General features: G+C 57.8%; 16 protein-coding genes and 1 riboswitch. Of the genes, 8 read left to right on the top strand and 8 right to left on the bottom strand.

Annotated elements, in window-relative coordinates; translation table 11 throughout:
• Positions 1–12: 12 nt before the first annotated feature.
• The 8 genes from narJ to ubiT all read right to left on the bottom strand — a co-directional run bounded on the left by narJ (position 13) and on the right by ubiT (position 11,391).
• Positions 13–675, bottom strand: coding sequence for a nitrate reductase molybdenum cofactor assembly chaperone (narJ, locus tag E5201_RS10960; protein ID WP_140986148.1), 663 nt, complete (start codon positions 673–675; stop codon positions 13–15).
• The gene (gene narH, locus E5201_RS10955; protein WP_140986147.1) at positions 668–2,191 is read right to left on the bottom strand and encodes a nitrate reductase subunit beta; all 1,524 of its coding nucleotides are present in this window, start codon (positions 2,189–2,191) and stop codon (positions 668–670) included. The genes narJ and narH overlap by 8 nt, the downstream gene beginning before the upstream one ends.
• Before the next feature lie 2 nt (positions 2,192–2,193).
• The gene (locus E5201_RS10950) at positions 2,194–5,970 is read right to left on the bottom strand and encodes a nitrate reductase subunit alpha (RefSeq protein WP_140986146.1); all 3,777 of its coding nucleotides are present in this window, start codon (positions 5,968–5,970) and stop codon (positions 2,194–2,196) included.
• A gap of 45 nt (positions 5,971–6,015) precedes the next feature.
• Positions 6,016–7,344 carry a NarK family nitrate/nitrite MFS transporter gene (locus E5201_RS10945; protein WP_140986145.1) on the bottom strand — a complete coding sequence of 443 codons (1,329 nt, stop codon included), beginning with the start codon at positions 7,342–7,344 and terminating at the stop codon, positions 6,016–6,018.
• 25 nt (positions 7,345–7,369) lie between these two features.
• The gene (locus E5201_RS10940) at positions 7,370–8,704 is read right to left on the bottom strand and encodes an MFS transporter (protein WP_140986144.1); all 1,335 of its coding nucleotides are present in this window, start codon (positions 8,702–8,704) and stop codon (positions 7,370–7,372) included.
• A gap of 145 nt (positions 8,705–8,849) precedes the next feature.
• Positions 8,850–9,737, bottom strand: coding sequence for a ubiquinone anaerobic biosynthesis protein UbiV (gene ubiV / locus E5201_RS10935; protein WP_140986143.1), 888 nt, complete (start codon positions 9,735–9,737; stop codon positions 8,850–8,852).
• Positions 9,734–10,726 carry a ubiquinone anaerobic biosynthesis protein UbiU gene (ubiU, locus tag E5201_RS10930; RefSeq protein ID WP_140986142.1) on the bottom strand — a complete coding sequence of 331 codons (993 nt, stop codon included), beginning with the start codon at positions 10,724–10,726 and terminating at the stop codon, positions 9,734–9,736. The genes ubiV and ubiU overlap by 4 nt, the downstream gene beginning before the upstream one ends.
• Positions 10,723–11,391, bottom strand: a complete 669-nt coding sequence (ubiT, locus tag E5201_RS10925) for a ubiquinone anaerobic biosynthesis accessory factor UbiT (RefSeq protein WP_181404609.1) — start codon at positions 11,389–11,391, stop codon at positions 10,723–10,725. Before ubiT ends, ubiU begins: the two co-directional genes overlap by 4 nt.
• 238 nt (positions 11,392–11,629) lie before the next feature.
• Here ubiT and E5201_RS10920 point away from each other — a divergent pair, with 238 nt between their 5' ends.
• From E5201_RS10920 to ric, 8 genes are all read left to right on the top strand, one after another.
• A complete protein-coding gene (locus E5201_RS10920; RefSeq protein ID WP_181404608.1) occupies positions 11,630–13,183 on the top strand; it encodes a nitrate- and nitrite sensing domain-containing protein in 1,554 nt (517 codons plus the stop codon).
• 67 nt (positions 13,184–13,250) lie between these two features.
• Positions 13,251–13,391, top strand: a riboswitch (molybdenum cofactor riboswitch).
• Positions 13,384–14,358: a GTP 3',8-cyclase MoaA gene (gene moaA, locus E5201_RS10915; protein ID WP_219993609.1), complete on the top strand. Its 975-nt coding sequence runs from the start codon at positions 13,384–13,386 to the stop codon at positions 14,356–14,358. (Overlaps the previous riboswitch by 8 nt.)
• 2 nt (positions 14,359–14,360) lie before the next feature.
• Positions 14,361–15,350, top strand: a complete 990-nt coding sequence (gene moaCB, locus E5201_RS10910; RefSeq protein ID WP_140986139.1) for a bifunctional molybdenum cofactor biosynthesis protein MoaC/MoaB — start codon at positions 14,361–14,363, stop codon at positions 15,348–15,350.
• A complete protein-coding gene (locus E5201_RS10905; RefSeq protein WP_140986138.1) occupies positions 15,347–16,552 on the top strand; it encodes a molybdopterin molybdotransferase MoeA in 1,206 nt (401 codons plus the stop codon). Before moaCB ends, E5201_RS10905 begins: the two co-directional genes overlap by 4 nt.
• Before the next feature lies 1 nt (position 16,553).
• On the top strand, positions 16,554–16,811 hold the full coding sequence (locus tag E5201_RS10900) for a hypothetical protein (RefSeq protein ID WP_140986137.1): 258 nt from the start codon (positions 16,554–16,556) through the stop codon (positions 16,809–16,811).
• 3 nt (positions 16,812–16,814) lie between these two features.
• On the top strand, positions 16,815–17,276 hold the full coding sequence (locus tag E5201_RS10895) for a molybdenum cofactor biosynthesis protein MoaE (RefSeq protein ID WP_140986136.1): 462 nt from the start codon (positions 16,815–16,817) through the stop codon (positions 17,274–17,276).
• The gene (mobA, locus tag E5201_RS10890) at positions 17,240–17,833 is read left to right on the top strand and encodes a molybdenum cofactor guanylyltransferase (protein WP_140986135.1); all 594 of its coding nucleotides are present in this window, start codon (positions 17,240–17,242) and stop codon (positions 17,831–17,833) included. Before E5201_RS10895 ends, mobA begins: the two co-directional genes overlap by 37 nt.
• A 93-nt stretch (positions 17,834–17,926) precedes the next feature.
• Entirely contained in the window at positions 17,927–18,583 is a 657-nt protein-coding gene (ric, locus tag E5201_RS10885; RefSeq protein ID WP_140986134.1) for an iron-sulfur cluster repair di-iron protein, read from the top strand.
• The last annotated feature ends 216 nt before the right edge of the window (positions 18,584–18,799 follow it).

Raw genomic sequence — 18,799 nt, 5'->3', positions numbered from 1 at the left:
AACGGACCTCCCTTATCCGCACGCTGCGCCGGATTGCGGGGCTTTCGCCCCCAGAAAATCAACCATCGGGTCTTCCCACAGGCTGTCTATGTCCGTGAAATCGGCATCCATTTCCTTTGAGGAAGCCTCTTCCGGTTTGCCACCGATCAGGGTGTGATTACCGGCAACTGCCCGTTGGCCCGCCAGCGTCAGAAGCGCATCGAACACCGCGCCGTAAGGGCTTTGGCGATCCTTGAGGCGGCGGGAGATCGCTTCAAGGATATGGGCGATGTCTTTCAGGCTTTCGTGGGCCTCGCCTTCCTGCGTGTGGGACAGATATTCAAGGAACATTGGCAGGTAGTCCGGCAGTTCATTGGTCGGCGGCATCAGGCCCTTGGCCTCATAAAGCTCGATCAGGTCGATCATCGCCTGCCCGCGATCACGCGATTCGCCATGCACATGCTCAAACAGATGCAGCGACAGTGACCGTACGCGGTCAAAGGTCGCGACATAGGTTTCCTGTGCGTCAAACAGGTCAGTGGTCACGGTCTGCGCCAGATGTTTGAGACCGCGCAACTGGGCCGGTTTGATCCGGCCCTCCGCTTCGATGAGATCGCACAGATCAATGGCATGTTCTGCCCAGTCTGTATCAGGGTAGCGCAGGAAAATGCCCAGCGCCTTACAGGTCTTAAGCATGGGTGCCTCCGAACAGGTTTTTACGCTTAGGTGAAGCGAACAGGTTGACCTTATTGTCACCGCCGGAGCAGCCATTGCCGAACGAGAACCCGCAATCGGAGCGCATGTCGAAGGCTTCTTCGGCATATTCCTTATGTGAGGTCGGAATAACGAAGCGGTCTTCGTAATTGGCGATGGCCAGATAGCGGTACATTTCTTCGACCTTGGCGCGGTTGAGGCCGGTGCGGGTCAGGAGGTCTTCCAGTTCCACGCCGTCCACATGGCGTCCGCGCATAAAGGCGCGCATGGCCAGCATCCGTTCCAGCGCGATACGCACCGGCCGTTCCTCACCCGCCGTCAGGAGGTTGGCGAGGTATTTCAGCGGGATGCGCAGCGATTTCACGTCAGGGATAATGCCGTTCATGCCGACATCGCCTGAGGTGGCCGCGTTCTGAATGGGTGACAGGGGCGGCACGTACCAGACCATAGGCATGGTGCGGTATTCGGGGTGCAGCGGGAAGGCGATCTTCCAGTCGATAGCCATCTTGTAGACCGGCGAAATCTTCGCGGCCTCAAGCCAGCTGTCGGGGATGCCTTCGGCCTTGGCGGCCTTGATGACTTCGGGGTCGAAGGGATCGAGGAAGATATCAAGCTGGGCCTGATAGAGGTTCTCTTCGTCCTTGGTGGCCGCGGCCTCTTCGATACGGTCGGCATCATACAGAAGCACGCCAAGATAGCGGATGCGCCCGACGCAGGTTTCCGAACAGACGGTCGGCTCACCGGCTTCGATGCGCGGATAGCAGAAGGTACACTTCTCGGATTTGCCCGATTCCCAGTTGTAGTAGATCTTCTTGTAGGGGCAGGCCGAGACACACATGCGCCAGCCGCGGCATTTATCCTGATCGATCAGTACGATGCCGTCTTCCTCGCGCTTATAGATGGCCCCTGACGGACAGGCGGCGACGCAGGCCGGATTGAGGCAGTGCTCGCACAGACGCGGCAGGTACATCATGAAGGTGTTTTCAAACTGCCCGTAAATGTCCTTCTGCACGTGGTCGAAGTTCTTGTCCTTTGAGCGTTTTTCAAACTCGCCACCAAGAATTTCTTCCCAGTTCGGGCCGCTGATCACCTTCTTCATCTTCTTGCCAGTGATGACCGATACCGGCTGGGCCGTTGGCATGGTCTTGGCCTCGGGCGACTTATGCAGGTGCTCGTAGTCGAAGGTGAAGGGTTCATAATAGTCGTCGATCGAGGGCATATTGGGGTTAGAGAAGATATTGGCGAGGGTACGCCATTTGCCGCCCTGCTTCGGTTCGATCTTGCCCGAAGGTTTGCGGGCCCAGCCGCCTTTCCAGCGAGCCTGATTTTCCCAGTCATTGGGATAGCCGACACCGGGTTTGGTTTCGACATTGTTGAACCAGGCATATTCGACGCCCTGACGCGAGGTCCAGACGTTCTTGCAGGTGACCGAACAGGTGTGACAGCCGATGCACTTGTCCAGATTAAGCACCATGCCGATTTGTGCGCGTACCTTCATGATCAGGCGCCTTTCTCTGTCAGAGTTTCAAGTGTCGGCATCTCGCCCTTGGGGTAGTTTTCCTCGTTCATCCATTCGACCTTTTTCATCTTGCGCAGGATGACGAACTCATCGCGGTTGGAACCTACGGTGCCGTAATAGTTGAAGTCATAGGCCAGCTGCGCATAGCCGCCGATCATGTGGGTGGGCTTGGGCACAATGCGGGTGACCGAATTGTGGATGCCGCCGCGTGTGCCGGTGATTTCGGAGCCCGGTACGTTGATGATCTTTTCCTGAGCGTGGTACATCATGACCATGCCTTCGGGGACGCGCTGGGAAACCACCGCACGCGCCGTGATGGCGCCATTGGTGTTGTAGGCTTCGATCCAGTCATTATCGACGACGCCGATTTTCTGCGCGTCGATTTCCGACATCCAGATGATAGGCCCGCCGCGTGACAGGGTGAGCATCAGAAGGTTGTCCGAATAGGTCGAGTGGATGCCCCACTTCTGGTGCGGCGTGATGAAGTTCAGCACCACCTGCTTGCGGCCCTTGCCGAGCTTCTCGATCACCGGTTTGGTCGTCTTAAGGTCAATCGGCGGCTTATAGACACATAAGGATTCGCCAAAGGCCCGCATCCATTTGTGATCCTGATAAAGCTGCTGACGGCCGGTCAGGGTGCGCCAGGGGATCAGTTCATGGACGTTGGTGTAACCCGCCGTATAGCTGACGTGTTCGGACTCAATACCGCTCCAGGTCGGTGAGGAAATGATCTTGCGCGGCTGGGCCTGAATGTCACGGTAACGGATATGTTCGTCCTCACGCGCAACCGCCAGATGGGTATGGTCGCGGCCCGTGGTTTTGGACAGCGCCGCCCATGCCTTTACCGCCACATGGCCATTGGTTTCCGGCGCAAGGGTCATGATGACTTCGGCAGCGTCAATGGCACTGTCGATCTTGGGCAGGCCCTGACTGATGCCGTCTTCGGTGACACGGTAGTTCATGTCCCCGAGGATTTTCAGTTCAGCTTCGGTGTTCCAGCCAATGCCCTTGCCGCCATTGCCGAGCTTTGACAGTAACGGCCCAAGCGAGGTGAATTTTTTGTAGATATTGGGATAGTCACGTTCGACCAGTGTGACCGTGGGCATGGTCTTGCCGGGGATCGGTTCGCATTCGCCCTTGTACCAGTCCTGCGGCTCAAGGCCCTGCGCCAGTTCATTGGCGGTATCGTGCTTGATGGGGTTTAAGACCACATCCTGCTCGATGCCCAGATGGCCTTCGCACAGTTCCGAGAATTTTTTGGCCAGACCCTTATAGATGTCCCAGTCCGAGCGCGATTCCCATGCCGGATCGACGGCCGCAGAGAGCGGGTGGATGAAGGGGTGCATGTCCGAGGTATTGAGGTCGGCTTTTTCGTACCATGTGGCGGTTGGCAACACGATATCGGAATAGACGCAGGTGGTGGACATGCGGAAATCGAGCGTTACCAGAAGGTCAAGTTTGCCTTCCGGCGCTTCGTCGTGCCAGACGACTTCGGAGGGCAGTTGCTCGCCTTCGGCCCCCAGTTCCTTGCCCTGAATGCCGTTCTGTGTCCCCAGAAAATGCTTGAGGAAATATTCATGGCCCTTACCGCTGGAACCAAGAATATTCGAGCGCCAGACGAACATGTTGCGGGGCCAGTTGGCGGGGTTGTCCGGATCGTGGCACGACAGTTTCAGGTCACGGTTCTTCAGGCCCTGAGCCACATAATCACCGGCGCTTTGACCCGACGCCTGCACAGCGCGCCCGATCTCAAGCGGGTTGGTTTCCATCTGCGGTGCAGACGGCAGCCAGCCCATGCGTTCGGCCCGCACATTACAGTCGATCATCGACAGATTGTTCCACTCGGCCGTGTCGGCCAGAGGCGAGAGGATTTCATCCATCTTCACGCGCTCATAGCGGTACTGGTCGGTGTGGGCATAGAAGAAAGAGGTGCCGTTTTGCTGACGCGGCGGACGGCTCCAGTCGGTGGCGAAGGCCAGCGGTGCCCAGCCGGTTTGCGGACGCAGCTTTTCCTGACCGACATAGTGGCTCCAGCCGCCGCCGGATTTACCGATACAGCCGCACATCACCAGCATATTGATGATGGCACGGTAGATCATGTCCATGTGATACCAGTGGTTCAGACCGGCTCCGACAATGACCATGGACCGGCCATGAGTCTTATGGGCGTTTTCAGCGAACTGACGGGCGACATTGATTACATGCTCGCGCTTGACGCCGGTGATCTTTTCCTGCCAGGCGGGGGTGTAGGGGACATCATCGTCGAAGCTTGTGGCGACATTGGCCCCGCCCAGACCGCGATCAACGCCATAGTTGGCGACAAACAGGTCATAGACGCTGGCGACATAGACCTTACCCTCGTTCAGTTCGAGCGGAATGACGGGGATGTTGCGTTCCAGCACCTCGGCATGGTCGGTGGCGTTGAAGGTCTCAGGGGCCTGATGACCGAAATAGGGGAAGGCAACCGATTTGACGTCACGCTGGCTATGATCGATCAGCGACAGAAGCGGCCAGATATCATCGCCGGTTTTCTCGTCACGCGGTTCAAGGTTCCACTTGCCGTCCTGACCCCAGCGTGAACCGATGGTGCCATTGGGGACGCGGACTTTTTCCTCACGCCCGCAGACCAGTACCGGCTTCCAGTCGGCATTGTTTTCCATACCGAGGCCGTCCTTGAAATCGGACGCCCGCACCATGCCTGCCGGCTGAAGGTAGCCGTTCTTTTCCTCAAGTTTTACAAGGAAGGGCATGTCGGTAAAGCTGCGGCAATAGTCGTCGAAATAGTCGCTCTTGCCCTTCAGGTGCCATTCGCTGAGGATGACGTGGCCCATAGCCAGCGCCATGGCTGCGTCGGTGCCCTGTTTCGGGTGCATCCAGATATCGGCCAGCTTGGCGACTTCGGAATAGTCAGGGGTAACGGCGACCGTCTTGGTACCCTTGTAACGCACCTCGGTGAAGAAGTGGGCGTCCGGTGTACGGGTCTGAGGAACGTTTGAGCCCCATGCGATAATAAAGCTTGAATTATACCAGTCGGCACTTTCGGGCACGTCGGTTTGTTCACCCCATGTCTGGGGGCTGGCGGGCGGCAGGTCGCAGTACCAGTCATAGAAGCTGGTGCAGACGCCGCCGATCAGCGACAGGTAACGCGCGCCGGAAGCATAGGAGACCATCGACATGGCCGGAATGGGCGAGAAGCCGATGATGCGGTCAGGGCCGTGGGCCTCGATGGTGTGGATATTGGCCGAGGCGATGATCTCATTGACCTCATCCCAGCTTGAGCGCACGAAACCGCCCAAACCGCGCACCTTCTGGTAATCCTTGCGCTTGGCGTCATCGGTGACAATCGAGGCCCATGCGGTGACCGGATCACCGTGAAGGGCCTTGGCCTTGCGCCAGCTTTTGAGCAGGCGCGAACGCACCAGCGGATATTTCAGGCGGTTGGCGCTGTAGAGATACCACGAATAGCTGGCCCCGCGGGCGCAGCCTCTGGGCTCGTGGTTCGGCATGTCCGGACGGGTGCGCGGATAATCGGTTTGCTGGGTTTCCCAGGTCACCAGACCGTTCTTGACGTAGATCTTCCAGCTGCACGATCCGGTGCAGTTGACGCCGTGGGTGGAGCGCACGACCTTGTCGTGCTGCCAGCGGCTGCGATAGCCTTTTTCCCACTCACGCGACTGATCGGTCTTCTGGCCGTGGCCGTTGGAAAAGTCTTCGCGCTCACGCCGGAAAAAGGTGAGTTTGTCGATAAAATGGCTCATTTTACTTATTCCTCAGTAATTTTAAGTGCTTGTTTATTATTGTTTTTAGCACTTGATTTCAGCGCGTTTGCCTAAGTACCAGCCATAAAGGACGGCAACACAGGTCAGGTAGTAGATGACGAAGCCATAAAGGGCGGCGTCGGCGTGGCCGGTGGCCTCGATGGACCAGCCGAAAGCTTTGGGGATATAGAAGGCACCGAAGGCGGCGACCGCGCCGGAAAAGCCCAGAACCGGTGCTTTTTCCTTCGGCGGGAAGATGACGCCGATCATGCGGAACACTGAACCGTTGGCGATGCCTGAGGCGGTGAACAGCACCATGAAGGCGATGAAAAAGCCTATGAAATTACGGGTCTCGTCCTGAATGAACCACACCACACCTAAGGCGGCAGCGATCATCAGGATCAGCGACCACAGGGTCACCGAGGCACCGCCAACCTTATCGGAGACTATGCCGCCAACGGGACGGATCAGGGCACCGAGCAGCGGACCGATAAAGGCCAGTTGCAGGGCGTTGACCTCAACGAACTGTGATTTCAACAGAAGGGGGAAGGCGGCCGAATAGCCGATGAAAGAGCCGAACGACATGATGTAAAGCCAGGTCGTCAGGTACATGTGCTTGCGTTTGAAGATCACCAGCTGTTCTGACAGAGGCGCATTGGCGCATTTCAGGTTGTTCATGCCAAACGCGGCGGCCAGCACAGCGAGAATGATCGGGACGACCAGAACGAAACCGGCATTTTGCAGCCAGACGGTCTTTTCAACGCCTTCTTTTACAAGGGTTTGAGCGTTGCCCCCCAGAGCACCGAAGGCGGCAAAGCCGATGACCAGAGGCACGACAAACTGCACGGCGCTGACCCCCAGATTGCCGAGACCGGCATTGAGGCCGAGTGCGGCCCCTTGTGCCTTTTTCGGGAAAAAGAAGCTGATATTGGACATGGAGGAGGAAAAGTTTCCCCCCCCGAAGCCACAGGACAGGGCCAGCAGAAGCATGGTGGTATAGGAAGTCTCAGGGTTCTGCACGGCCATGCCGATGCCGATGGCGGGGATAAGCAGCAAGGCGGTGCTGAAGACCGTCCAGTTGCGCCCGCCGACGATCGGCACGATGAACGAGCAGAAGATGCGCATGATGGCACCCGAAAGGCCGGGCATGGCCAGCAGGGTGAACAGCTGTGCCTGTGTGAAATTGAAACCGGCACTGTTGAGGTTCACCGCCACGACGGAAAAGATCATCCATGTGGCAAAGGCCAGAAACAGGCAGAAGATCGAAATCCACAGGTTGCGGGTGGCAATGGCCTTGCCCTTGGCGGCCCAGAAGGCGTCGTCTTCGGGGTTCCAGAGATCAAGGGCCTGTTTGTCGGTCAGGGAGCGGGACATGAGAGGTGCTCTGTGAGTGAAGAGGTCAGGAGGGGCGACGGTTGTGTGCGGCGGTGTCGAGTTCGGGGAAGAATTTGGGGCCGCGCAGTTCGGGATGGCGCTGTTTTTCCATGCGCTGTATGGCGAGGTGCATCCAGGTCAGGGCGATGGCGACCAGTATGAACATCAGCATGAAGCAACTGGTCCAGACATTGGTCAGGTCGTTGAGTATCCCGAAGCCCAGCGGCAGGAAGAAGCCGCCCAGTCCGCCAACCAGACCGACTATGCCGGACACCGAGCCGACATTATCAGGGTAATAGACGGGGATGTGCTTATAGATCGCGGCCTTGCCGAAGGACATGAACAGGCCCAGCACAAAGACGACGACGGTGAACGGCCAGAAGCCAAGACTTAAGGAGAAGCGGATGTCGCCTTCGATGCCGTGAACAACATAGTCGGTGGCCGGATAGCTGAGGATGAAGCAGCAGACGACGCAGACGATGAAGGTCATGTACATGACCTTACGGGCGCCGATCTTATCGGACAGATAGCCGCCGATAGCGCGGAACATGGAACCGGCGACCGAGAAGCTGGCGGCCAGCAGACCGGCATGGGCGATGTCCATGTCGTAGGCCCCGACGTAATAGCGCGGCAACCACAGGGCCAGCGCAACATAGCCGCCGAAGACGAAGAAGTAATAGGTGGAGAAACGCCAGACCTGAAGGTTTTTCAGGGGGGCCAGCGCTTCGCGGGTGGATTTGGCCTTGCGGCCTGCCGCCTTGCGCTCGCGCAGCTCAGGCTCGTCCTTGGTGAAGACCCAGAAGACGACCGCCATGACCAGCAGGGCAACCGCCCAGATCTGGGCCACGGCATGCCAGCCGAAGGCGATCATGACAAAGGGGGCGAAAATCTTGGTCACGGCTGAGCCGACATTGCCCATGCCGAATATGCCGAGCGCGGTACCCTGATGGGCCTTGTCGTACCACTTGGAGATATAGGAGACGCCGACCACAAAAGTGCCACCGGCGATACCGACCCCAAGGGCGGTCAGGAGCAGCAGCGCATAGGTATCGGCATAGATCAGAAGCCAGGTGCAGGCGGCAGCGGCAATCATGGAGATAAACATCACCGGACGCCCGCCATACTGATCAGCCCAGATGCCGGTCGTCAGGCGAATCAGCGAGCCGGTCAGGATCGGGGTGCCGATCAAAAGGCTGAACTGGGTGTCGCTCAGGCCCATATCCTGTTTGATCTGAACGCCGATGATGGCGAAGATCGTCCAGACGGCAAAGCTTATGGTGAAGGCAAGGGTGGTCAGGCTGAGGGCGGCAGTTTGCCCGCCTTTGGCCGCAGCCGGTTTGACAGGATCGGAAATGGCCATGTGAGGCTCCACCAGAGGGTTTGGTCACCGCCCTTATGTCATGGCGGGCAAGTCAGGGGTTTGATGGAGGTCAACCGTAAAATCTTTTGCCTGAGAACGGGTTGCAAGTGGCGTATGGCCACTTGATCCAGATCAAGTGGCGGTTTCAGGCCCGCTTCAGATGCCGACCTTCGACACCGTGGAAGAAGCCGTTGGCATAGGCGAAATCACCGGTTTCCATGCGGGAAAAGGCTTCGGCGGGGTCGATATCGCCGGTGATGACCTGACGGAAAGCGCGGGCAATCGCCACCATATCGACATCCTGTGGCGACAGGCGAAAACCGCCTATGCCCATCTGCATCAGGTCAGGGAGTTCCTGAATGAGATTGGCGCAGGTCATGGATTGGGTCTGGGTGCCATTGACCGTGAGAAAGGGCTGGCCGTCCAATGTATCGACGGCCATGCCATCGGGGTGGCGGTCGCAGACGAACTGACAGCCATCCTTATGCAGCTTAAAGGCGCGGGCGTGGTAGCAGCGGGCGGAAATGGCCAGAGGCAGGCGGCCATAGACCTGTACCTCAAGGGCCGAGGTGGCAGCCTTACCCAGAATGGCCAGAGTGTCCCGCGTCAGTTCAAACGGCAAGGTGACGCGTGTGGCCCCCATGTCCTCAAAGACCTTAAGGGTGGCTTCGTTATAGACATTGACATAGGGCCCAAGCGCGAAGGGCCGGTTGTCCCAGTCCTCAAGCAGGGTCAGGTCGTTGATTTCAATCAGATAATCGGCCTCAGACTTAAGGCTCATCAGGCTTTTGATCTCACGCGGGGTGGCGACCAGGGCCAGCGTCGACAGGATGACCTGCTTGCCTGAGGCCTCAAGGCGCTCAATGACCTCCGGCCAGTAGGCGGCATGAAAGGGTTCGCGCTTGGAGCAGACGACTTCGCCTAAAAACACGCGTTCTATGTCGCTTTCGTCGGCGATACGCAGGTAAAAGTCCCGCGCCTTTTCCGGCGACCAGTTATAAAGCAAGGGGCCTAAGGACAGGGAGGGTGTCATCGCCATTGCCTTTCGTACGCGCCGCCGGTGACGGACTGGCCTTCGCTGAGGCGGGACAGGTCGCTTGGGGGGGCAGGGGTTTGGGCGTAGAAGGCATCAACGCCCTGACGGAAGCTGCGCACCACTTCGCGGACATAGGCCTTGCCGCGCTGACGGCCCTCGATCTTGAGGGCGGTGACGCCGGAGGCGACGATTTCCGGTAAACGGTCGAGCACATTAAGGCTGACGGGGTCTTCAAAAATATAGGAGACGTGATCCTGCGCCCTGAAACGGCCCTTGCACAGGGTGGGGTAACCGGCGCGCTCATCGGCGGCGAAGCGGTTAATAGTAAAGCCGCCAAGTTGCGTGGTCAGGTCGTCGTCTTCGGGCAGATAGGCGACATGGCTGGCAGGCGAGCAGACACCATCGCGGTTGGGCGATTTGCCGGTAATATAGGAGGACAAGGAACAACGTCCCTCTGCCATCGGGCACATGCCGCCAAAGGCAAAGATCTCGGTTTCCACCTCTATGTCGTCGTTGAGGGCCTTGATTTCCTTAAGCGTCAGTACACGCGGCAGTACCACCCGTCGCACACCGAAGCGTCGGGTGTAAAAACGGATGCTCTGGGCCGTCGAGGCCGAGGCCTGTACCGAGAGATGCAGGCGGGCGTCAGGGTGTTTGTCACGCGCATAGGCCAGAAGACCTGTGTCAGCCAGAATGAGCGCGTCGGCCCCGATGCGGACGGCGTCATCCACCGCCTGTCGCCACAGGGCTTCGTGACCGGCCTGCGCAAAGGTGTTGATGGCGATGAAAATTTCGGTGCCACGCGGGCGGGCATAGGCAATGGCGGCCGCAAGCTCGTCGCGGGAAAAGTTCAGTCCCGGAAAATTACGGGCATTGGTCGCGTCGCGAAAACCCAGATAGACGGCATCGGCCCCTTCATCGACGGCGGTGGTCAGGGCGGCGGGTGTGCCTGCGGGGCAGATGATTTCAAGGCGTGCGGCATTCATGGTTTGACCCTGATCTTCTCAAGCTGGGCAAGGCGGGTTTCAAGGGTAGCGATCTGGCGGGCCTGACGGCTCAGGCGCTGATCGAGGGGGCGGGTCAGGGCCTGCCACAGGCGGTCGATGTCAGTAGATTTGCGGGTGATCAGGGCTTCGGTACGGCTGAATGCCGCGCGCGCCGGTTGGCCGAGATGCCCCAGACTGTCGAGCGCCAGGGCTTTCAGGTCGATGGTTTCACTTTCGAGGGCATTGCGCAGACTGACGAGGGCTTCGGTATCGCCGGACACCGCAAGGTCGCGGGCGAAGAACAGGGCGTCGCCGTCGCTTTCGCCCTGCATCAGTTCCAGAAGGCGCTGGCTCTGCCCCTTCAGCTGTACATCTGCGACGGTGATCTGTCCCTTTTCGGTCAGTTTCAGCGACAGGCGGTTTTGGTGGATGTGCATGACCGCATCAAAACCCAGATCTTCGAGGCAGAAATGAAAGCGCCGCCCTTCGGCCTGAGCGAGGCGTGAACGCAAGGCCGGATGGCGATGATTGATCAGTCCGCACAGGTGATCGGCCAGGGCTTGCAACAGAGGTCTGGGGAGCAGTGACAGGCCAAGGCCCATCAGCAGCAGTTTGCCGCTCTCTGGTCTGGAGGGCTCTCTGGAGGGCTCGGGTATCTGGGTCATTTGTGGGTCACGGGTTTCGTCATACTGCCGCAACGAAATAGGCGGCGGGGGGCGGCGACCCATTGATCCAGATCAAATGCGGTTAAAAACGGTGGGCCGCGGCAAATGCGCCCATGGCATCTGACCGCATGGCGGCGAACACGGAAATATGTTCATGGAAGGGCAAACGTGTCTTGGCCATGCCCGGAACAGTGGTATTACTATGCTTATAAAAGAACAAACAGACCTGCACCGTTCCATGACTGAGACTGCCTTAAACGACCTGTGTCGCTTCATCCACGACGCCCAGAAAGAGCGTGGTGCGGCGGCCCTGTTCCTGCGCAGTCAGGGCAGCGATTTCAGCGAGTTTCTGGAAAATCAGTTCTATATCACTGACCGGTCGGCGGTGGCTTTGGGGGCGCTGCCCAAAAAGCAGAGCGCCAATATCGAGCCTTTGTTAAGCGCGGTGCATTATCTGGGGGCCAGACGCAAATATATCGTTTCGCGCCTGATTGATCCGGCGGAGGCGCATGTCTTCTATACGCGTGAGATTATTGCGCCGGCCATCGATATTGTGCAGGAGTTAGCGGTCTTTGATCCGGCGAATAATCCGGCGCGTGTCTCGGCATTCATGAGCTTTATGCAGTGGAAAGAACATGTCGGGCGTCAGCGGGCCTTGGGCGGTTATCTGCTGCAAAATGCCGGCGCCCTGAGCGAGGCGCGGGGCTTATTGGATTATATCATCGCCAAGCAGCAGGCCTATGAGCGGATGTTCCTCAGCCTGTGTGACGAAGATACGCGGGTCATGGTCAAGGCGCTTTATGAGGAACATTCGGCGTTTCAGAAAGTGCGGACGCTCAATCAGGCGCTTGAGCAGAGTACGGGCGCACGTTTGCTTGAGGCCTTTGATGCCAACCAGTGGTTTGAACTTTTTACCGAAAAGATGGACCGTCTCTATGAGATTGGTCAGGTGCTGCTCAAGGATATGATGCGCGATGCGGTGACCGCGCCGCCTGAGGCAAAACCGGAGCCCGAAGCCAAACCGCAGGCGGGGCGCGCCCCCGAAGTGATATCAGGCACCGGCGATGCACATTTTGAGCGGTTAAGTCTGCTGCCGCTGTTTGCCGGTATCAGACCTGAGTTGCTTAAGGACATCATGAAGTTTTCCCGTGTTCATCACTATGACAAGGGGGCGATGATCTTCATGCAGGGCGAGCAGGCCTTGCGGTTCTATATTGTGCTCAGTGGCTGGGTGAAGCTCTATAAGGGCAATGTTGACGGGCAGGAATCGATTCTTCAGATCGTGAAGTCCGGCGATGCCATGCTGGAGACGGCCATATTCAGCAATGCGCTGTTGCCGGTCAATGCGCAGGCCATTGAAAACACCCAGCTGCTATCTATACCGGCCTCGATCATGCGCGAAAAGCTTCAGGGCGATCAGGTGCTGGCCATGAATATGATGTCCTGTATCGCTGACCGGTCTCAGGCCATGATGACCCAGTTTGAGCAGTTGACGCTGAAATCCGTCACCCAGCGTGTGGGGCGGTTCCTGCTCAATGAGATGCTCGATCACGGGGAGCGGACGCTCAATTTCAAATTGCCCTATGACAAGTCGCTGATTGCCGGATATCTCGGGATGAAGCCGGAAACCTTTTCGCGCGCTCTGCAAACCCTTAAGGAGCAGGGCATCGATATAGATCGTAATGAGATCCATCTGCCGGATGTTTTTGCGCTGTGTAACTACTGCGATATGGAGACGGCGGCGCGATGTGAGCGCCATGAGACACCGGAATGCCCTAATCCGGATGTCTGATCACCAAGATCGACGATGTTTTACAGACTATTGATCTGTATCAAGTCGTGAAACCGCTATACAACTGTACTGTATCAACGTCCGAAGCCCGTTCGTCCTAAGTGCCTCATGTATATGGTGGCGGGCCATACCTTAATCCAAGGGTATCCGGTGTTGCGGGAAACCGTTGCATCCTCCGTGTTTGAAAAGGATGTGTTTGCGTGCTGGAAGACCTGCTGGGGCGTTCGTTCCCCTATCTCAGGCTGTCCGTGACAGAGGCCTGCAACTTTCGTTGCAGCTACTGCCTGCCGGACGGTTACAAGAAAACGGGCGTAAGCGATTTTCTGTCGGCTGATGAAATCATCCGGCTGGTGAGCGGCTTTGCCGATCTGGGGGTGCGCAAGGTGCGCCTGACAGGTGGGGAGCCGACCCTGAGGCGTGACATCCCGACCATTGCGTCGGCCATCTCGGCGCTGGGGCGCATTGAGACCCTGGCCATGACCACTAATGGCTATAATCTGAAGACACAGGCGGGTATTTTCGCGGATTCAGGCATTAACGCGCTTAATGTCAGTATCGACAGTCTTCAGGCCGACAAGTTTCACCGCATCACCGGCCATGACAAGCTCAAGGACATCCTTGAGGGTATAGATCTGGCGCGTAAGGCGGGGATCAAGCCGATCAAGATCAACTGCGTGCTGATCAAGGGCGTCAATGACGATGAGTGGCCCGACTTTGTGGCGCTGGCGCGGCGTGAGGATATCAGCATCCGCTTTATCGAACTGATGCAGACCGGCGATAATGGCGACTATTTCAGGAAACACCATCTGAGTGGCGAGGTCTTGCAGGCCTATCTTACGGCAGAGGGGTTTGCGCCCCTGCCGCGCAGCGCCACTGGTGGTCCGGCACTTGAATATGGTCATCCTGATCATGGCGGGCGTATCGGTATCATTGCCCCCTATTCCAAGGATTTCTGCACAACCTGTAACCGCTTGCGCGTCACGGCAAGGGGCGATCTCAGGCTGTGTCTGTTCGGCGAGTTTGGCTATGGGCTGCGGCCATATCTGCAAAGTGCCGATCAGCGTAATGAGCTGACGCAGCGGATTACTGATCTTTTGAGCTACAAGACCCGTTCGCATAATCTGGGGCAGGGTGTAACCGGCCTGACGCCGCATCTGGCTTCTATCGGAGGATAAGCATGAGCCTGCCCTATCGCATGATTGACGTGGGCGCGAAGCCTGTCACGCACCGGGTCGCCATTGCCGAAGGCCGCTTCAGCACCTCACCGGAAGCCTTTGAGCGCATCATCAACAAAACCCTGCCCAAGGGTGATGTCCTGTCGGCCTGTCAGATTGCGGGCATTCAGGGCGCCAAGCGCGCCCACGACACCATTATCTTCTGTCATCCGCTGGGGCTGGATCATGTCGAGATCATCCCGGAGCCGGAACCCGAAACCCATAGCGTCAGGGTTACCTGCATTGCGGCGGCTCATGCGAAAACCGGTGTCGAGATGGAGGCGCTGGCCGGGGTTAATGCGGCGCTTCTGACGCTTTGGGATCTGACCAAGATGGTTGAGCCGGCCTTGTTGATTTCCGATATCAGGCTTTTGGCCAAACGCGGCGGCAAGAGCGGGGTATGGCTGCATCCCGATGGGGTGTCTGATGAGGTGCGCAATCTGATTGATCCGCCGGCCCCAAAGGTTCTGAGCGGGCGACGTGTGGCGGTGGTCACCTTAAGTGATCGTGCCCATGCCGGTGTCTATGAAGATGCCTCCGGTGAAGCCATTAAAGACATACTGAGCGAACATGGGGCGGAGGTCACCGATTATCGGCTGATCCCCGATGAACCGGCGACCTTAAGCGCCACGGTTACTGATCTGGCCCATAGTCGTAAGCCGCATCTGATTGTCTGTACCGGCGGGACGGGTGTGGCGCCGCGTGATGTGACGCCCGATACTCTGACGCCTTTGTTTGACCGGTCAATTGAGGGTATTGGCGAATTGCTGCGCAGCGACGGCGCAAAATATACGCCTCTGTCCTGGAGCAGCCGTGCGGTCGGTGGTCAGATCGGGGAGAGCCTGATCGTCACCTTGCCGGGTAGTCCGCGTGCCGTGAAGGAAGGCCTGTCGGCGCTTTTGCCTGAGCTGATTCCGCACCTGATCCGCATCATGAACGGAGAGGGCAAATGATCAGTTATAACGAAGCCATAGATCTGATTGCGGCGAATGCGGTCAGGGCCGCCGCACGCACCGTATCGTTGAGTGACGCTCTGGGTCAGATTCTGGCGGAAGATGTGGTCGCGTCGCTAAACCTGCCGCCGTTTCGTAATTCGGCCATGGACGGGTTTGCGATCAAGCGCACTGAGGTTGCCGCCGGTCAGGCCAGTGAGATTGGGGCGACCGTGGCGGCGGGTGATGTGACGCCGACCGATCAGGCACCGGTGGTGCGCATCATGACGGGCGCTTTGGTGTCATCAGCCTATGATGCCGTGATCCCCATCGAGCAGGCCGAAGTCAGCGGTCAGAGTGTGGTGTTTGCACATATTCCTGCGGCGGGGGCCAATATCCGCGAAGCCGGTGAAGATGTGGCTCAGGGCGAGGCCGTTCTGAATGCCGGAGAATCTGTAACGCCGGAAAAGCTGGCGCTTCTGGCGGCGCTGGGGGTGCGGGAGGTTTCGGTGATAACCCTGCCGGATGTTCATGTCTTCAGCACGGGGAATGAATTGTCGGATGGCGGTAATCTGTCTGAGGCCATGATCCATAATTCCAACGGGCCTTACCTGCTGGCGGCCGCCAGACGAGCGGGGCTTGTGGCGCATGACGGCGGGATTATCCGTGATGAGGCGCAAAATTTGGTGGCAGCCATTCAGGCGATTAAAACGCCGTCGATCATTATAACGACCGGTGCGGTATCCAAAGGCGAAAAGGACTTTGTGCCGGAAGCCCTGAAGGCACTGGGGGCGGAGATCGTCTTTCACCGGATTAATCTGCGGCCGGGTAAGCCGATCCTGTTTGCGCGTTTGCCGCAGGGGCATTTCTATTTTGGTTTGCCCGGTAATCCGGTGGCGGCAGCGGTGGGCTGGCGGTTTTTTGTGCAGGCCCTGGTGCGTCAGCTATCGGGCCTTGGACGTGAGCGGCCACTTGTGGCGAAGCTGAAAGCACCGGTCGTTAAGGGCAATGGACTGTACCAGTTTCTGAAGGCAGGTTTTGAACTGACGCCTGACGGTCTGAGGGCCGAGGTGCTTGATGGGCAGGAATCGTTCAAGCTGAAATCGCTGGCGCAGGGGCATGGCTATATCGCCTTACCTGAAGCGGCGAAAACCTATGAGGCCGGTGAGGCGGTCGAGGCGTTTCTTTATGACGCGACGTCCTTGTTTGAGGTGGGCGAGTAATATGCAGAAGATCGAACTTGAGATCAGCTTTTTCGGGGCCTTTCGCAAATATGAGCGCACGGGGCCATTGCGCCTGACGCTTGCGGCGGGGGCGGGCATGGCGGCGGTTAAGGCGGCGATTGCCGAAGCGCTTGATCCGGCGGCCTCTGATCTGCTGAAGGTGTCAGCGCTGGCGGATGCGCAGCAGGTACTATCGTCGGCGCATGTGTTTGACACCTCGGCGCAGCTGGTGCTGCTGCCGCCGGTTTCGGGAGGGTAAAGGATGTCCCAGTCTCCGGATACCCGATCCATACATGTTTGCGTGCGGGAAACGCATCTGTCTCTGGAAAAGGCCTCGGCCTTTGTCGATGCCGGAGAAAATGGTGCCGCGCTTTTGTTTGTCGGGCGCGTGCGTAATCACAATCTCAATAAGCCGGTGTCCGGCGTCAGCTATGATGCCTTCGCACCTCTGGCGGAAACCGTGATGGGTGAAATCTGTGTCGAGGCACAGGCGCAGTTCGGCCCTGATCTGCGGCTCTATATCGAGCATTTCAAAGGCTACCTGCCGATTGGCGGTATCAGCGTCATCATCGCCGTGGGTTCACCTCACCGTGCCCCGGCCTATGAGGCGTCGCGTTATCTGATCGAAGAACTGAAAAAGCGTGTGCCGGTGTGGAAGAAAGAACATTATCTCAGCGGCGACAGTGAATGGCTGGATGGCACGTCGCTGGTCGAAAATCCCTGATGCGCATATCCGGCGTTATATTGTGCGGCGGTAAGTCAAGCCGCATGGGGCAGGATAAGGCGGGTCTGATGTGGCAGGGCCATAGCTGGCTCGATCACACGGCCCGGACCCTGCGCGATGCCGGTGCAGAGAATATATATGTTAGTGGCGAACGCGACGGCTATCCGTCCGTGCCGGACAGGGTTGAGGGGCGGGGGCCTGCGGCCGCTATATGCAGCTGTATTCTGCACATCGAAGACGCGGTTGACGCCTTGTTATTTGTGCCTGTCGATATGCCGCTTCTGGAAGGCCATATATTAAGCGTTTTGCCGGAGGGGTTAGGTGACGCACAGGCAGTGGTTTTCGGTGACCTGCCCTTGCCGTTATGCCTAAGGTTTGATGCGGCCCTTAAGGCCTATTGCCATGCGCAGCTTGAGCGCATAGCCGCCGGAGACAAGGGGTCGGTGAAGGGGCTGATCGCGGGTCTTGTGACGCGCAGGCTTGAGGCGCTAAAGCCTGAGGCCCTGCGCAACTTCAACCGGCCGCAGGATATAGAGACCTATCTATTGCCCGGGTGATGCGACAATCCGGCTCAGGTCGGGCTTGATCCGCATCAAGTCTGAGGACGGGTGCGGCGCACATAGTGATCGCCTTATATCTACGGAGGCGACATGAACCTGAAAGACAAGTCCTTAAGCGATATCGTCTGTGAAGTGCCAAATGCAATAATCATATTACGGGCGCACAATCTGGACTTTTGTCATGAAGGTCAACTCAGCCTGTCGCTGGCGTCGCGCATGGCGGGTGCAGATATTGAGGTCATTAATAACGCACTGGAAACGCAGGCGCGGACGCAGCCGCCACTACGGGACTGGCGTAATGTCGATAGTGGTGAGCTTATCGATCATATCCTTGAGCATTTCCACGAAAAGCACCGGATGGATATTCCGCACCTGATCAGTATGGCGGAGCGGGTGGAACGTTCCCATGCCGAGCATCCGCTCTGTCCGCATGGTCTGGCTGACCTTTTGCTGGCCACAGGTGAAGACCTGCACTTTCATATGCTGAAGGAAGAAGAGGTGCTGTTCCCGCTGTTGCGTCAGAATCGGCGCGCTATGGCCGAAGGGCCTATCCGCGTCATGCAGATGGAGCATGTTCAACATGGGGAGGCTCTGCAAACCATATTGATGCAAAGTCATGATCTTCAGGCGCCACCTGAGGCCTGCGGAACCTGGCGAACCCTATATAAGGGACTTGAGGCATTGCGGGATGATCTGCTTGAACATATCCACCTTGAGAACAATATTCTGTTTCGTGAGACGCATTAAGGCAGGAAAACCGACAATATGCGCCTGATTTCGCATTGCCTGTTGATTGTTGCGTTTTTGTGAAGATAGCATTTGACTCTGTATGTGTGGGGGCGTAGTTACGCCGCTCTGGCGGAGACGGTGCCTTTGAGGTGTTGGATCTGGCGGGGTTAAGTTTCTGGTTTTGGTGTTGAAAAACATTTTTAAAATAAGGACTTGACTGAGAATTTGGAGCGG

The organism is Asticcacaulis tiandongensis (assembly GCF_006475605.1).
GTDB lineage: Bacteria > Pseudomonadota > Alphaproteobacteria > Caulobacterales > Caulobacteraceae > Asticcacaulis > Asticcacaulis tiandongensis.
The sequence above is the reverse complement of the archived record's forward strand: the minus strand, read 5'-3'. Positions and strand labels throughout refer to the sequence as shown.

Bases quoted from the DNA above. Each gene is read 5' to 3' on its own strand.
- narJ (WP_140986148.1), bottom strand. From the start codon at position 675: ATGCTTAAGACCTGTAAGGCGCTGGGCATTTTCCTGCGCTACCCTGAT.
- narH (WP_140986147.1), bottom strand. From the start codon at position 2,191: ATGAAGGTACGCGCACAAATCGGCATGGTGCTTAATCTGGACAAGTGC.
- E5201_RS10950 (WP_140986146.1), bottom strand. From the start codon at position 5,970: ATGAGCCATTTTATCGACAAACTCACCTTTTTCCGGCGTGAGCGCGAA.
- E5201_RS10945 (WP_140986145.1), bottom strand. From the start codon at position 7,344: ATGTCCCGCTCCCTGACCGACAAACAGGCCCTTGATCTCTGGAACCCC.
- E5201_RS10940 (WP_140986144.1), bottom strand. From the start codon at position 8,704: ATGGCCATTTCCGATCCTGTCAAACCGGCTGCGGCCAAAGGCGGGCAA.
- ubiV (WP_140986143.1), bottom strand. From the start codon at position 9,737: ATGACACCCTCCCTGTCCTTAGGCCCCTTGCTTTATAACTGGTCGCCG.
- ubiU (WP_140986142.1), bottom strand. From the start codon at position 10,726: ATGAATGCCGCACGCCTTGAAATCATCTGCCCCGCAGGCACACCCGCC.
- ubiT (WP_181404609.1), bottom strand. From the start codon at position 11,391: ATGACCCAGATACCCGAGCCCTCCAGAGAGCCCTCCAGACCAGAGAGC.
- E5201_RS10920 (WP_181404608.1), top strand. From the start codon at position 11,630: ATGACTGAGACTGCCTTAAACGACCTGTGTCGCTTCATCCACGACGCC.
- moaCB (WP_140986139.1), top strand. From the start codon at position 14,361: ATGAGCCTGCCCTATCGCATGATTGACGTGGGCGCGAAGCCTGTCACG.
- E5201_RS10905 (WP_140986138.1), top strand. From the start codon at position 15,347: ATGATCAGTTATAACGAAGCCATAGATCTGATTGCGGCGAATGCGGTC.
- E5201_RS10900 (WP_140986137.1), top strand. From the start codon at position 16,554: ATGCAGAAGATCGAACTTGAGATCAGCTTTTTCGGGGCCTTTCGCAAA.
- E5201_RS10895 (WP_140986136.1), top strand. From the start codon at position 16,815: ATGTCCCAGTCTCCGGATACCCGATCCATACATGTTTGCGTGCGGGAA.
- mobA (WP_140986135.1), top strand. From the start codon at position 17,240: ATGGCTGGATGGCACGTCGCTGGTCGAAAATCCCTGATGCGCATATCC.
- ric (WP_140986134.1), top strand. From the start codon at position 17,927: ATGAACCTGAAAGACAAGTCCTTAAGCGATATCGTCTGTGAAGTGCCA.